The following is a 14,088-nucleotide window of genomic DNA, read 5'->3' on the forward strand; positions in this document are numbered from 1 at the left end:
GTCATGCCGTTCTTTGACGCCAAGGAGACGCTGTGCTGGAGTCGACGAATTTGGGAATCTTGCCTGCGTATTTGGGCAAGCGCATGCAGATGGCCTTCGTGGTGCCGGATTTGGACGAGTCGTTGCGCTTCTGGACCGACGTGCTCAAAGTTGGCCCGTTTGTGGTCATCGAAAACGCGATGAGCGACAGGCATTTCATCCACCGAGGTCAGCAGAGCAAGATCGACATTTCACTGGCTTTTTCGTACGTCGGTGAGACGCAGATCGAAGTCATCGCTCAGACCAACGATGGAGCCTCTCCTTACAAGGAATTCTTGGACAGCGGACGCCAAGGCCTGCATCACGTGGCTTTTTGGCCGGAGGACACGGAGGGCGCCTGCAAGGCTTTGCAGCAGAGCGGCTTCGACGAGGTTTGTTCGGCCCGTGCGCTCGATGGCGGCGGGAAGGTCGTTTACTTCAGCGGGCCCGATCACCTGGGTGTGATGTTGGAGATCGCACCGATGACTCCGGCGCGTTCCGCGTACTTCGCGGGCATCAAGGCGCTCGCCGACGCGTGGGATGGGAGTCGCCCGTGCGAAAGTTTCGCTCCCGCGCCGATTACTTGACTTCTGCCGACTGCAAGGCAGTCTCAGCTAGTCGATGATTTTCGGTCTGCCTCTCAATGAACGAAGCGAAGCGGCATGTGCTTGAAGATTCGCGGTGTGCTGCTTTACGTCGATCAACGCCGAAGCGATCAGCGGTGGGGTCCTAGCGCCAGGACGAGCAGGCGGAATTTGGCAAAGGGTCTTGATCAACAGTTCGCGCGCCCCATCGACCTGGCATGGACGCGGTGGTGCGTGCCCGACTTCTGGTGACCAGAGTTCGAATTCGAGCGGAGCAATGCCGAGCCGATGAACATGGCACCGCAGCTGCTGCGTCTTGCTAGCGGACCGGACCGGTTTTGTACCGTGGGTGTTGAACTGGTCGATGGCTGCGCAGCCGCTGTCCAAGCCCACTGAAGGTTCAAGTCATGTCCAAACTGGACGATGCTTCGGGCGCCGGTCAGAAAAGAATGGATCGCTCAAGCGCTGGTGCGAGTTCGTGCGTGGGTGTGCACACGCTCGTGCGAAGGATGGACCTCTTTACCCTCAGGCTTTTTTTGAGCGTCGCAGAAGAAGGCCAAATTGGCCGCGCTGCGGCGCGCGAGCACGTGGTTCCCTCTGCCGCGACTCGCCGCATTCAAGAGCTGGAAGATTTGGCAGGGACCAAGCTCCTCGAGCGCAACGCCAAAGGCGTCGTTCTCAGCGCTGCCGGCCACATCGTTGCTCGCCATGCAACATCGGTGTTGAAGGCGCTCGATGCGATGCAAACGGAGCTTGCAGCCCAGAACCCCGTCGTTCTCAGCATCCTCAAAATCGTGTCGACGCGCTTGCAGATCGTCTACTTTCTCGCGGACCAGCTCGGCGAGCTGGTGCGTCGGTTTCCGCAAGCCAACGTGGATCTTCGCGAAGAATCGTACAAGGGAACCCTGAGGGTGCTGTTGGCAGGCGAGGCGGAGCTGGCCGTCTTCGACGTTCGAGGGTCCGATATCCAACTCGCTGGTATTCAGAGTCGTGAATGTCGCAAAGATGACCTCGTGGCCGTGATGCCAAAAGTTCACCCGCTGGCTTCGAAGGGCAGCGTGTCACTCGAAATGCTGCTGGAGCAGGATTTGATCGGCACTCGTCCGGATTCGTGCCTGATGGAAAACCTTCGAGAAGCTGCGAAGGGCGTTGGGCGAGACCTGCGTGTCAAGCGCAGCGTTGACACCATTGAAGCCGCACGCAGCTTGGTGGGCGCGGGCCTAGGCATTGCTTTGCAGCCATCGTGCGGGACTTTGTCGCTTGAGGAACGCGAGCGGTTGGTGGCCGTGCCGATCTCAGGCGAGTGGGCCAAGCTCAGCTACCGTGTCGGGTGGCGCGAAGGCAAGGAGCTCTCTGCGCTCGCATTGAAGCTCGTCCATCAACTCACAGCGGCGCCGCCCGCCGAGGAGACGCAGGGTCTTCCCATCGTCACGCCGCTGCAGGAGTAACTCTCAGGTGTCGATTGCGCTGGCGTTGGTACGATCTGCTGCTCGGGGGCTATGCGCTTGGTAAATTGCCAGGTTGGTGGTCTTGACTAGCCTCTATCACCCACACGATTGCTTGGGTGTCGTGAGTTCGACTTGCGGTGCAGGGCTCGCCCGACCGACGTCTGGATAGCCATGTGCCGACCAGGGGCGCCAAGCCCTCGCGCGTGGTGAGGCGAGCTCATCGGCCGTCATCGCGCACAAATCAAACATTCGAGCCGTTGATGTAAGCCGCTTTCTGATAGAGGTAGCCGTCAATCTGAGACTCGCCGCCTTTCCAGCCGTATCCACTCTCTTTGTAGCCCCCAAACCCAACGGCCGGATCGATCAGCCCATAGCAATTGACCCAAACCGTGCCGGCCTGGATGCCGTGCACCATCCGCATGACAGTGTTGACGTTGGACGACCAGACGCCGCTGGCGAGCCCGTAAGGGGTGTCGTTGGCCAGCCGAAGTGCCTCTTCGACGGTACCGAACGGGATGACGGACGCGACGGGGCCGAAGATTTCCTCTCGCGCTACCGTCATGGCGTTCGTGACCTGGCCGAACAGGGTGGGCTCCAGGTAGTAGCCCTCGGCCAGGTCGCCCCCCATGCGCGAACCGCCAGCAACGAGAGAGGCTCCCTCGTCTTGTCCGGTGCGAACGTAGCCCAAGACCCTGTCCAACTGCCGCTGCGAGATCAGAGGTCCCAGAACCGTGTCTTCTTCCAAGGGGTTGCCCACCTTCAACGTCTTGCTGTAGCTGGCAAGTTGATCCAAGAACTCTTCCTGGATGCCGCGCTGAACAAAAATGCGCGTGCCAGCGAAGCAGATCTGGCCGCTGTTGGAGTAGACGCCCATGGCCACACCTGGGACCGCTTTCTCGAGATCGGCATCTGCAAAAACGATGTCCGGCGACTTCCCTCCGAGCTCGAGCTGCAGCCGCTTCATGTTGCCGGCAGAGGCCTTGATGATTTCCCGCCCTACCTGCGTTGACCCCGTGAACGCCAGACGGTTCACGTCGGGGTGGGCGGCGAGGGCCGCGCCCGCTTCCACGCCGAGCCCCGTGACGACGTTGACCACACCGGGCGGCAAACCCGCTTCCAACAAAAGCTCTGCCGTCCGAAGGATCGCCAGCGAAGCGTCCTCTGCAGGTTTGATCACCGCCGTGCAGCCCGTTGCGAGCACTGGACCCAACACATGCATTTGAGAGAACAGTGGGCCGTTCCACGGGATGATGGCGCCAACCACACCGACTGGCGCCTGGATGATCATCGTTGTCACGTTCCCGGCGAGGGAGTTGTGGGGGAGTGCGCCTCCAATGTTGCGTGCCTGCGCCGCGAAGTAAAGGATGGTCTGAATGATGCCGCTTTTGCCGGCCCGCAACCTCTTGTGCAGAGGTGCGCCCATGTCCAAGGACTCCAAAAGCGTCAACTCGTCGAAGTGCTTCTCGAACAACTCCGCAAAGCGCATGATGACCTGTTGGCGTGCGGCCGGGGTGAACAAACGCCATGGTCCCTCAAACGCACGTCGAGCGACTTGAACCGCGCGATCAATGTCCTGCGTTCGGCCACGCGAAAGCGTTGCCAGAACGGCGCCAGTGGCCGGGTTGAACGTGTCGATGCGCTCTTCGGACATCGACGCGACCCACTGTCCGTCGATCAGATGCTTCTTGTTGGGGTCTTCCAGAAAGTTGGGGAGCAAGGTCGACCGCTCGTTCAATGACATGGTTTTTTCGTCGTGATCCATGATTCAGTCAAAACTCAAAACAGGCCTTGCCCGCTAACTGCTTGTCGAACTCCTGGTACGCCAGCGCTGCGTCTTCAAGCTTCCAGCGGTCCGTGAATTGCTTGTCCAGGTCGATGCCGTTCTGGGCCACGAATTTCACGCAGCGGTCCATCGAGACATCCGAGAACGTGAGATGACCGATCACCGTCCGCTGCCGAAGAATCAGGTCGTTTGTGACGTCCAAAGGAAGGCTCGGGCCGATGCCGACAAAGCCAATCCGTCCCCAGGTGGCCGTCGATCGGATGGCTGCCAATCGGGCTGGCGCAGCTCCGGCGCTGTCGATGGCCGCCGTGACACCCTTGCCGCGGGTCCATTCGAGAATCGCCTCCACCGGGTCCACCTCGCTCGAGTTGTAGGCCACCGTAGCTCCGAATTCAACCGCTCGCGCCACTCGGTCCGGTGAGACGTCGATGGCCGCCGTTGCAATGCCCATGGCCCTTGCGAGTTGCAGGATGGACAGACCGACCGGTCCGAGACCAAACACCGCAAGAGTGTCTCGTGCGCTGAGGTCCAGGCGCTCGATGGCGGCGAATGCCGTTCCAGTGCCGCATGACACGGCGGCGCCAGCTGAGAAACTGATGTCGCTGGGCAGGTGCAACAGCGACTTGGCAGGGGCCTTCATGAATTGCGCATGACCGCCGTGAGCAGTTTGTCCGTAGATGGTGGAGCCCCTATCGCACATCTGCACCCATCCGGTTCGGCATTGATGGCAGTACCGGCAACCGTCGTAGTGGTAGACCATCACGCGATCGCCGGGCTTGATCACCTTTTGATCGACGTTGGATCCCACCTCGGCAACGACGCCGCACGGTTCGTGCCCGGCGATGATTGGCTGATCTGCGGTCAATCCGCGGTCGTGCAGGAACTGCGCGCTTTTGCTCGACAAAGACGCTCCGCGCTCGCCGCGGTAATGGTGCAGATCGCTGCCACAGAAGCCAGACGCCTTGATCTCAATCACCACGCCGTCCGGATCCGGAGTGGGATCGGGGAACGTCATCAGCTCAAGGTGTCGGTGGCCGCGAAAAACTACTCCTTGCATGGACAGTCCTTTTTGATGGGGAGGTTATTCAAGCGAAATGTTGAGTCGAGTCACGAGATCTTTGTACATGCTCGAATCTGATTGGATGACCTTTTGCAACTCCGATGGCGTCGTGGTGAAAGGCTCAAAGCCAACGGCGAGCATGCGCGCACGGACGTCGGGATCCTGTAGCACCTTCGCGATGTCAGAGCTCACTTGCTCGGCGATCGCTTTGGGCACGCCGCGAGGTGCGAGGAGCGCGACCCACGATCTCAATTCAAAACCGGAAGGGCCACGAGCCTCTGCGACCGTCGGAACGTCGGGAAATGCGGGAAGCCGCGAAGGCGACGTGACCGCCAGGTACTTGATCTTTCCGGAACTCAGCAAAGGCGCCGTCGTCGACGCGGTTCCCATGGACCAGTCGACGTCGCCTTTGCTGACGTCAATGTAAATCTGGGGTGTCTCTTTGTAGGGGATGTGGTTCATCCGCGCTTTGGTGGCCGCTTCCAACATGGCACCACCCAGATGCAGGTTTCCTCCATACCCAGACGAGCCGTACGTGACCTGTCCAGGTTTGCTCCTTGCGGCGTCCGCCAGATCGGCGACGTTCTTCCATTTGGACTCGGAGGAAACCGTCACGAAGTAATAGTTGCGAAACAGCGTTGCCACCGGCTCAAAGTCATAACCTGGGTCATAAGGCAGCTTCTTGTAGAGATGGGGCATGAGGCTGACGAGTGGCGTATCGACTTGAACGAACGTGTACCCGTCGGGTGTCGATCGCTTTGCCGCCTCCATGGCGATCCAGCCATTGCCGCCGGGGCGGTTGTCCACGATCACCTGGTGGCCCCACTGCTTGGCCAGCTTTTCTCCAACGTGGCGCATGACGGTGTCAGGACCGGTGCCGGCAGGGAATGGAAGGATGATGCGCACCGGCTTGGTTGGAAATGTGTCCGCGTGAAGCGAGGCGCTCATCAACAGTCCGAGCGACACCGCGCAAATGCTTTTGACTTTCATGTTGTCTCCGTTTCGTTGTCTGCCATCCCGATCGATTGACGTCGATCGGCACAGGGTCCGCGCGACTTCCCCGATCCGAAGGGGGGGTACGCACGCCTCGCTGATTCACTGTCTGGCAACAGAGAACGTCATCTATCCCATAAGACTGCTTCGGCTCACAGTCCGATGAGAGTGATTGGCGCCTCAACACGCCGACAGGGTTGCTTCTAGTCGCTGTCAAAGTAAGAGATGGCACCAGCGATTGATAATAATATCCCGCAATGTTGGACAAATTACAACTGTTCTTTTGGCGTTGGCGCGTGTTTATTCAGGGCTTGGTATCCTTCGAGAAGGGTCGATGAGAGTTCAAGCTTTGGCCCTGAAAAGATGCCCACGAAAGGCTTGGGGGACGCGCTGCGCTGACGCGCACGAAAGCTGCGCATGCGGCGGCTTCAAGGCGCCGGGTACGAGCGCCTGGCCGACGTGCCAGGCTCCAATCAGCGCCTGACGTGCTCAGGACTGGCCATCTTCCAGCAGGAACGATGCCGCTCGCTCGCCGATCATGATCGATGCAGCGTTCGTGGGGCCGGAGACGATGGTGGGCATCACCGATGCATCTGCGACGGTCAGTCCGCCGAGTCCTCGGAGACGCAGGCGAGCGTCCACGACCGCATCGAGATCTATCCCCATCTTGCATGTGCCCACGGGGTGGTACACCGAACTGGCGGTGGCGCGGATGTAGCGAAGCAGATCGTCGTCACTTTCGACGGACCGGCCCGGTCGCTCTTCGCACGCGATCTCCTGCTGCAATGGACCCATGTCTGCGATGCGGCGCGCCAGTCGCAGCCCATCGAGCATGGTGCGTCGATCGCTCTCGGCAGCCAGGTAATTCGGATCGATCAAAGGAGAGTCCTTCGGGTCATTGGACCGAACGCGAACGGTTCCACGGCTTTCGGGGCGGAGCAAGCAGCTAGCGATCGTGAAACCCGGGAAACGGTCGAGTCCTTTCCGCAGATCGGCACTGGAAAACGGCATGACAAAGTACATGATGTCAGGCCGATCCAGTTCCTCTCGTGTGCGCACGAAGCCGCCTGTCTGTCCTCCCGCCGACGCCAGAGGCCCTCGACGGAAGAACGCGTAGCGCAGCCCCATCAGCACGAGCTGCAGCGGATTTCCCACCTGGCTGTTGAGGGTGCTGAGACGACGACTGCGGATCGCCAAGCGGGCCTGGATGTGGTCCTGCAAGTTGGAGCCGACTCCCCTTAGCTCGTGCTGCACCTCGATGCCAGCCGCCTGCAGCCACTCGCGTCGACCGATGCCTGAACGCTGTAGGATCGCCGGCGAATTCAGGGCGCCTGCCGAAAGAACAACCGACTTCCTGGCGATGGCCTTGTGCCTTTGACCGCCCTGCAGGTACGTCAGTCCCGTCACCGTGCCGTTGTCGATCGCGAGCCGTTCAACCTCGGCCCCTGTCTTCACGCATACGTTGTTGCGTCGCTCCGCTGTTCTGAGAAACGCGACCGCACTGCTGACGCGTCGCCCCGTGCGTGCCGTCACCTGGAAGGAGCCCACGCCTTCTTGACGCGACCCGTTGAAGTCGGTGTTGCGCGGGATGCCTGCCTCGGTCGCGCTGTCGACGAACGCGGCGCTCAAGGGATGACAATCGTTGACATCGAAGACTTGCAGTGGGCCAGCGGCGCCGTGAAAGTCGTCCTGGCCATGCTGCTGGTTTTCGGACTTTCGAAAGAACGGGAGCACGTCGTCGTAGCCCCACCCCTGGTTGCCGGCACGTTCCCAGCCGTCGAAATCTTCGCGCTGGCCACGGGTGTAGACCAGACCATTGATGGAGCTCGATCCGCCCAAAACCTTGCCACAGGGCGAGTACACCGAGCGTCCGTCCAGGCCAGACGAAGGCTCGGTGAAGAAGCACCAGTTGACGTGCTTGTTCGCGAACGTCTTGCCGAAGCCGAGTGGCACGTGAATCCAGGGATTGGTGTCTCGTGGGCCCGCCTCGAGAACCAGGACGCTGAACTTGCCGTTCTCGCTCAGGCGATTCACAACGGGACAGCCTGCCGACCCTGCACCGATGACGACGTAGTCAAATGAATCCATGGGCTTGCTGCGGCAGGAAGGTGGCCTTCCCTTTCGCTTCTTCTTTGTGGTCGGTCACCGTTGGAGGAAGGCGTTCGCGGGCGAAGCCTCAGCGGTGGAGATCATCACGCTCTTCGTTTCCAAGTACCCGTGAATGGCTTCGATGCCGCTCTCCCTGCCCAGACCAGAGTGCTTCATGCCCCCGATGGGCACCATGAAGCTGTAGGCTCTGTAGGTATTGACCCAAACCATGCCTGCGCGCAGCGCCTTGGACATGCGCACCGCGCGCCCGATGTTTCCCGTCCAAACGCCCGCAGCCAGTCCGTAGATGACGTCGTTGCCAATCCGGATGGCATCCTCTTCGTCTTCGAAACCGATGATGGATAAGACGGGTCCGAAAACTTCTTCTTGGGCGATCCGCATCCCGTTGGTGACATCCGTGAAGATGGTCGGTTCAACGAACAGCCCCTTGCCCAGGTCGGGTCCCGATGCGGCGCCCCCTCCCAAAATGCAACGCGCACCGTCCGCCTTGGCCACGTCGATGTAGTGAAGCACCTTCTCGTATTGCGGACGAGTTGCGATGGGACCGATCTCTGTGTCCGGCTTCATCGGGTCACCCATCTTGAGCTTGCCCGCCATCGTGAGAAGGCGCTCCGTGAATTCTTCCCGAATGCTGTTCTGAACCAGCAGCCTGGAGCCGGCCGTGCACATTTGACCCGCGGCGCCGAAGATGCCCGCCACCGCGCCGACGCACGCTTGATCGAGGTCAGCGTCGCTGAACACGATGTTCGGCGATTTGCCTCCCAGTTCCATCGACGCGCGCTTCATGCCGCGAGCCGCTGCCTCGTACACTTTCGCGCCGGTCGTGTCGGAGCCAGTGAAGGTCACTTTGCCGATGTTGGGGTGTTCAACGAGGACGGTTCCGATCTCCTGCCCAAGCCCTGTCACGACGTTGATCACGCCGTCTGGCACGCCTGCGTCGCGTGTCATCGCTGCGAATTCAAGAGAACTGGCAGAGGCAAACTCCGATGGCTTCAACACCACCGAGCAGCCCGCGGCGAGCGCTGGAGCGCACTTGAGTGCAAAGAATGCGAGAGGGGAGTTCCAAGCGGTGAGCGCCGTCACAACGCCGACAGGCTCCAGGAGCGTCATGGCCAGCATGTCCGCCTTGTCCACCGGGATCACCGTCCCTTGGATCTTGTCGGCAAGGCCAGCGTAGTAATACCAGTGCTCTGGAAGGTAGCGCAACTGACCTTGCATTTCCACAAGGATCTTGCCGTTGTCTCGAGACTCGATCTCGGCAAGTCGTTGCGCGTTTTTAGGATCGGCCAGCACATCGCCAATTCGTCGAAGAACCTTCCCTCTCTCCGTGGCAGTCATCGTGCTCCAAGGACCCTTGTACATGGCATCGTGCGCAGCAGCGATGGCGAGCCGGGCGTCCTCTGCGTTGCCTCGCGCAACCCGAGCCCAAGCGATGTTGCTGTAGGGATCCACCGTGTCCAGCCATTGGCCGCCAGAGGGTGCCGCGAACTTTCCGTTGATCCAGTGGTTGTACGTGTGCATCGTCTACTCCTGTGCTTTGTCGTGGTGACGGGCTCAAGTCATTGAAGCTTGATGCCGAGCTCCTTGACGACGGGACCGATCACGGCCGATTCGCTGCGAATGAGCTTGGTCAAGTCCTCCGGGCTCGTCCACCGCGTCTCCATGCCGATGTCGGAGATCCGGCTGCGCACGTCCGGCATGCCCAGCACCTCTTTCAAGTCGGCCGCGATCCTGTCCCTCAAAGCCTCAGGCAGTCCTGCTGGAGCCATCACCGCATACCAGACGGGTATCTCGGTCTTGCTCAGCCCCTGTTCAACGAGCGTGGGCACCTTGCCTTCAAACGAATCCAGACGTTTCGGACTCGTCGTTGCCAGCCCGCGAAGCTTCCCCGACTTGATGTGGGGTGGGTAGACCGTTGGCCCGTCGAAACCCAATGTGATCTCGTTGGACAGCAAGGCTTTGGTGATGTCGACGCCGCTCTTGTAGGGAACGAGGCGTGCCTGGATACCCCAGTCGCGCATGAAGGTTTCGACGGCGGCCTGAGCGACGATGGAGGCATAGCCAACAGTCACCTCGTTCGGATGTGCTTTGGCGTACGCAACGAACTCTTGCATGTTCTTGGCTGGAAGCTGATTGGTTGCGGCCCAGATCATGGGGACCGAAGCCAACTGGCTGATCGGTGTGAAATCTCGAACTGGGTCGTAAGGAAGCTTCGAAGCGGCGAACGGATTCATCGTCAGCGTGGAGTTGACGGATTGGTACAAGGTGTATCCGTCGGGTGCTGCGCGCGCGGCTTCGACCGCCGAGATGATCGTGTTGCCGCCGGGTCGGTTGTCTACGTTGACGGCTTGTCCCCACCGCTCCGACAACTTCTGCCCGATGAGCCTTGCCAAGCCGTCGGCGCTGCCACCGGGGGCAAATGAGACGATGAATCGCACTGGCCGCGTTGGCCAGGAAGCCTGCTCTGCGGTCGCAGGGCCCATGGCAGAAGCGAGAAGAAGCGCTGCCACCAATCCAGTCCGAAATGACATGTTGTCTCCTGTTTTTTGGGTCATGAAGCGTTCCTGCATCGGTGTTCGATGAACAGGTCCGAATCCGGGCGCTTCACTGCGGGTAGCGTATGACCCGGGGGGCCTCGCAATCAATTGATCAATCGCGAAGCTGCCGGTTCTTCGATTGATAACTGGGCAGCGAGTGATGAGCGCAGGCTTTGCTGTTGCGCGCTGCAACCGACTGCCCTTGCGCATTGACCAAAAACGCGAACACGTTGATCTCGGTCTTCGGCCCTGTCGCGAGTAAGTTGCTTGAAAACGAGGTTGCCTGCGAAATGGGTCGGAACCGTGCACGCGCTAGAGGCGAGGTTGTCGAACAATTTGATCTGGTCGATCGGGGGTCCAGGAGTTGCATCCGCAGCTCCGCAAGCGTGTTGTCGGCCGGCCTCAAGCCCTGACGCCCGCGATGAAGCAGTCTGCGGTCATCGAGCTGTGCATGGGGGAAGGCAGCGCGCAGTTGGTGGCCGAGGAACTGGGCGTGTCTCGTCCATCGCTGTACACCTGGAAGATTCAGCTGCTCGGCCACAACGCACCTGCATCCATGAAGCGCAAGCAAGATCTTCCGCCAAGCCCTGAGCTGGCCGAGTGAGAACAACAGGCGGCGGCTCTGCGACAAGATATCCTGCGCCCGCGCCTGCGGCCCGAGCAAGACCTGTTGAAGAAGGCGAACGAACTCCTAAAAAAGACCTGGGCATCAGCCGGCAGCCCCTGACGAATCGGGAGAAGACGCAGCTGGTTGATGCCCTGAGATCGACCTACGGGCTGACCGAGCTGCTGCATGAAGCGGTCCTGCCCCGCAGCTCCTACTTCTACCATCGGGCGCGGCTCGATGTCGCGGACAAGTACGTCGACGTGCGTCGCGTCATGGCCGACATCTTCGAGTGCAACTGCCGTTGCTACGGCTAGCCACGCACGTGCGCCGGCTTGAAGCGCTGCGCCCCGCCGGCACGTGGAGCGAGCGGCCGAAGGTCTCCGGCGCGTCCCCGCCGATTTGGCCGATCCGGCCGCCAGTACGACGTGCAGCGCCTGGGCGGGGGCGTGGCGGTGGAGCTGAAATCGCATCTGCCTATCGAGCGGCAGGCTCGCGTGATCGGCGCCATTTGGCTCGACCAGCAGTTGATCGGTGGCGGCAAGGGGCTGGCCGACCTTGGCTTTTGGGGCTGAGGTGAAGGACACGCTGCGCCAGCGCGCCGACTTTTTGACAGAACAAGGACTGGCCGAGCATCGCGGGCAGCGTGTCGTGCTCGCGCGCAACCTGCTGGCGAAGCTGCGTGGGCGCGAACTGGCACAGTCTGCGCAGCTGATCTCGACCGAAACCGGGCTGGAACATCGGTCGGAGGCCGATGGCCAGCGCGTGGCCGGCACCTATCGCCGCAGCGTGATGCTCGCCAGCGGGCGTTACGCGATTCTCGATAGCGGCAAAGCATTCAGCCTAGTGCCATGGAAACCGGTTGTGGAGCAGCGGATTGCACAACACTTCGCCGCAACGCTACGTGGGGACGGGATTACGTGGGAGGTGGAACGAAAGCTGGGACTCTCAATGTAGCGGCGACCAACAGAACGAGGTTGGGCACATGCAACGAAATTTTGGTGGCGCCGATTGAGTGGCGTGTGGCGCAGTTTGCATGTTGCCGGCGGGCTGCGGTCCATATACTGAACCTTCTATTTTCAGTGTTGAAGAGCCCAGCCGGGAGTATCCCAATGACACGCAATCAAACCTTTTCGCTGGATATCAGGTGGCAAGTCTTGCTTAAGGACTTCGGTGTCGAGCCCAACCATGTGCTGCGTAGGGCTGGCCTTCCTGAAGACCTGTTTTCGCGTGAGGGGCATAGGCTAACTACGGAGGAGTATTTTCGTTTTTGGCGGTCCTTGGAAGCGGACGCCGGCGATGTCATGTTTCCGTTGCGCATCATTGAGACCCTTTCGGTGGAATCTTTCGATCCGCCTCTGTTCGCAGCGCTATGCAGCACGAACCTGATGCAAGCGGTGCAGCGCTTGGCGAAATACAAGCAGCTTTTGGTGCCCATGAGTCTCGAAGTCGAGGTGGGCAATGGTGGGGAATTGACGGTTCTGCCTCGCTGGCTGACCGTACAGATGCAGGTGCCGTTTTCATTGCAAGTGGCCGAAATCGCGTTCTACGTGCGTCTCGCTCGGCTCGCTACTCGCGAGCCGGTCAAGGCGTTGCGCGTAGCACTTCCAGAACTCCCTCCGAGCGCTTATTTGCAGCGCTACGAGAACTTCTTCGGCGCCCCGGTGCAACAGGGGACTACGCTGAGCATCACCTTTTCGGCGGCGGATGTGTTGCGCCCGTTCCTCACAGTCAACGCAGGCATGTGGCGCGTTTTCGAGCCCGACTTGCGCCGCAGGCTTAGCGAACTGGATGCGACCGCCACGACAGCCGAACGCGTGCGTGCAGTTCTGCTGGAGCTGCTGCCGAGTAATGCGGCCACCATCGAAAAGGCCGCGGAACGCCTTGGCATGAGCAAGCGCACGCTGCAGCGCCGCCTGGACGATGAGGGAGAGAACTTCCGCGCCATGGTCAATGCCACCCGAGAAAACCTGGCACGCCACTACTTGACTAACACCAAGATGTCCGGTGGCGAGATCGCCTTCCTGTTGGGCTTCGAGGATCCCAATTCCTTTTATCGCGCATTCCAGGACTGGACTGGGCAGACGCCCGACAGTGCCCGCAACGCCATGCATTTGAACTGAGAAAATCACCCATGGCCACGCATGCTGAACAACGAACGGTGCTGCTCGCGGGTGCGACGGGCCTGGTCGGTGGCTTGATGCTCCAGGCGTTGCTCGCCGATCACACAATCTCGGCAGTACATGCCCTGAGCCGCCGTTCGCTGAATGTGCGTCACTCAAAGCTTGATGTCCGCATCGTGGATTTCAGCCATTTACCCGAACTGCCTAAGGTCGACGAGGTGTACTTGGCCTTGGGCACCACGATAAAAGTAGCGGGCAGCAAAGAGGCCTTCCGCGCCGTTGACCTAGAGGCCAACCTGGCGGTGGCTCGGGCGGCTGTTCAGGCAGGGGCACGACGCATTGGTTTGGTCAGTGCGGCCGCAGCCAACGCCAGAGCCTCCATGTTCTACAACCGTGTCAAGGGCGAGCTGGAGGATGCGCTTAAGGCGATGGATCTCTCGGCGCTGGTGATTGCCCAACCTTCTCTGCTGCTGGACTACCGGGACGGCTTGGGGCAACCGCCGCGCATCGGGGAGATCATTTCGATCCCGATCGCAAAGGTGCTCGCTCCTATTCTTCCCGGCGCCTACCGGCCGGTGCACGCGCGTGCTGTGGCGCTGTCTTTGGTCAAGACTGTTCCGACGGCGCAAGGCGTGGTAGTACTCGCATCGAACGTGCTTGCCAAGGTCGGCAGTGAGCATTGAGCCGGCCAACTCGTTGATGAAGTGGGTGCCGCGCCGCTTGCTCCCGCTGGTGCTGACGGTCGTGCTGCTTGCCGCTTGCGCGGGAACGCCTGAACGGGGCGAGGCCTTGAAAGGGGCATGGCTGGTGGCGGGGGGCTTGTCAACAC

Annotated in this window: 10 protein-coding genes and 2 pseudogenes; 6 read left to right on the forward strand and 6 right to left on the reverse strand. The window is 60.7% G+C overall.

The features are described from left to right. Positions 1-32: 32 nt before the first annotated feature. The gene (locus BMG07_RS10810) at positions 33-605 is read left to right on the forward strand and encodes a VOC family protein (protein WP_198084567.1); all 573 of its coding nucleotides are present in this window, start codon (positions 33-35) and stop codon (positions 603-605) included. 404 nt (positions 606-1,009) lie between these two features. Then, complete coding sequence (locus BMG07_RS10815) at positions 1,010-2,050, forward strand: LysR family transcriptional regulator (RefSeq protein ID WP_198084568.1); 1,041 nt, start codon at positions 1,010-1,012, stop codon at positions 2,048-2,050. Positions 2,051-2,291: 241 nt separating this feature from the next. Here the strand turns inward: BMG07_RS10815 and BMG07_RS10820 are convergent, their stop codons facing one another. The 6 genes from BMG07_RS10820 to BMG07_RS10845 all read right to left on the reverse strand — a co-directional run bounded on the left by BMG07_RS10820 (position 2,292) and on the right by BMG07_RS10845 (position 10,565). Further along, positions 2,292-3,812 carry an aldehyde dehydrogenase gene (locus BMG07_RS10820; protein WP_269758841.1) on the reverse strand — a complete coding sequence of 507 codons (1,521 nt, stop codon included), beginning with the start codon at positions 3,810-3,812 and terminating at the stop codon, positions 2,292-2,294. 7 nt (positions 3,813-3,819) lie between these two features. Continuing rightward, entirely contained in the window at positions 3,820-4,848 is a 1,029-nt protein-coding gene (locus BMG07_RS10825; protein ID WP_269758842.1) for an alcohol dehydrogenase catalytic domain-containing protein, read from the reverse strand. A 66-nt stretch (positions 4,849-4,914) separates the two neighbouring features. Next, a complete protein-coding gene (locus BMG07_RS10830) occupies positions 4,915-5,883 on the reverse strand; it encodes a tripartite tricarboxylate transporter substrate binding protein (RefSeq protein WP_198084570.1) in 969 nt (322 codons plus the stop codon). 492 nt (positions 5,884-6,375) lie between these two features. Continuing rightward, positions 6,376-7,974, reverse strand: a complete 1,599-nt coding sequence (locus tag BMG07_RS10835) for a GMC family oxidoreductase (RefSeq protein ID WP_198084571.1) — start codon at positions 7,972-7,974, stop codon at positions 6,376-6,378. 54 nt (positions 7,975-8,028) lie between these two features. Continuing rightward, positions 8,029-9,516: an aldehyde dehydrogenase gene (locus BMG07_RS10840; RefSeq protein ID WP_198084572.1), complete on the reverse strand. Its 1,488-nt coding sequence runs from the start codon at positions 9,514-9,516 to the stop codon at positions 8,029-8,031. Positions 9,517-9,554: 38 nt separating this feature from the next. Continuing rightward, positions 9,555-10,565: a tripartite tricarboxylate transporter substrate binding protein gene (locus BMG07_RS10845; RefSeq protein ID WP_198084573.1), complete on the reverse strand. Its 1,011-nt coding sequence runs from the start codon at positions 10,563-10,565 to the stop codon at positions 9,555-9,557. A 322-nt stretch (positions 10,566-10,887) separates the two neighbouring features. Here BMG07_RS10845 and BMG07_RS41905 point away from each other — a divergent pair. The 4 genes and pseudogenes from BMG07_RS41905 to BMG07_RS10870 all read left to right on the forward strand — a co-directional run. Continuing rightward, positions 10,888-11,450, forward strand: a pseudogene (locus tag BMG07_RS41905) (IS3 family transposase); the annotation flags it as partial. Continuing rightward, positions 11,450-12,093, forward strand: a pseudogene (locus tag BMG07_RS10860) (DUF3363 domain-containing protein); the annotation flags it as partial. The pseudogenes BMG07_RS41905 and BMG07_RS10860, both read left to right, overlap by 1 nt. Positions 12,094-12,248: 155 nt before the next feature. Then, positions 12,249-13,259, forward strand: a complete 1,011-nt coding sequence (locus BMG07_RS10865; protein WP_198084576.1) for an AraC family transcriptional regulator — start codon at positions 12,249-12,251, stop codon at positions 13,257-13,259. An 11-nt stretch (positions 13,260-13,270) separates the two neighbouring features. After that, a complete protein-coding gene (locus BMG07_RS10870) occupies positions 13,271-13,942 on the forward strand; it encodes an NAD(P)H-binding protein (protein ID WP_198084577.1) in 672 nt (223 codons plus the stop codon). Positions 13,943-14,088 lie beyond the last annotated feature (146 nt).

Origin of the sequence: Variovorax sp. E3 (assembly GCF_016082275.1) — a bacterium.
GTDB lineage: Bacteria > Pseudomonadota > Gammaproteobacteria > Burkholderiales > Burkholderiaceae_C > Variovorax.

Excerpts from the sequence above, each read along its gene's own strand:
- BMG07_RS10815 (WP_198084568.1), top strand. The coding sequence starts at position 1,010 with ATGTCCAAACTGGACGATGCTTCGGGCGCCGGTCAGAAAAGAATGGAT.
- BMG07_RS10820 (WP_269758841.1), bottom strand. The coding sequence starts at position 3,812 with ATGGATCACGACGAAAAAACCATGTCATTGAACGAGCGGTCGACCTTG.
- BMG07_RS10825 (WP_269758842.1), bottom strand. The coding sequence starts at position 4,848 with ATGACGTTCCCCGATCCCACTCCGGATCCGGACGGCGTGGTGATTGAG.
- BMG07_RS10830 (WP_198084570.1), bottom strand. The coding sequence starts at position 5,883 with ATGAAAGTCAAAAGCATTTGCGCGGTGTCGCTCGGACTGTTGATGAGC.
- BMG07_RS10835 (WP_198084571.1), bottom strand. The coding sequence starts at position 7,974 with ATGGATTCATTTGACTACGTCGTCATCGGTGCAGGGTCGGCAGGCTGT.
- BMG07_RS10840 (WP_198084572.1), bottom strand. The coding sequence starts at position 9,516 with ATGCACACGTACAACCACTGGATCAACGGAAAGTTCGCGGCACCCTCT.
- BMG07_RS10845 (WP_198084573.1), bottom strand. The coding sequence starts at position 10,565 with ATGCAGGAACGCTTCATGACCCAAAAAACAGGAGACAACATGTCATTT.
- BMG07_RS10865 (WP_198084576.1), top strand. The coding sequence starts at position 12,249 with ATGACACGCAATCAAACCTTTTCGCTGGATATCAGGTGGCAAGTCTTG.
- BMG07_RS10870 (WP_198084577.1), top strand. The coding sequence starts at position 13,271 with ATGGCCACGCATGCTGAACAACGAACGGTGCTGCTCGCGGGTGCGACG.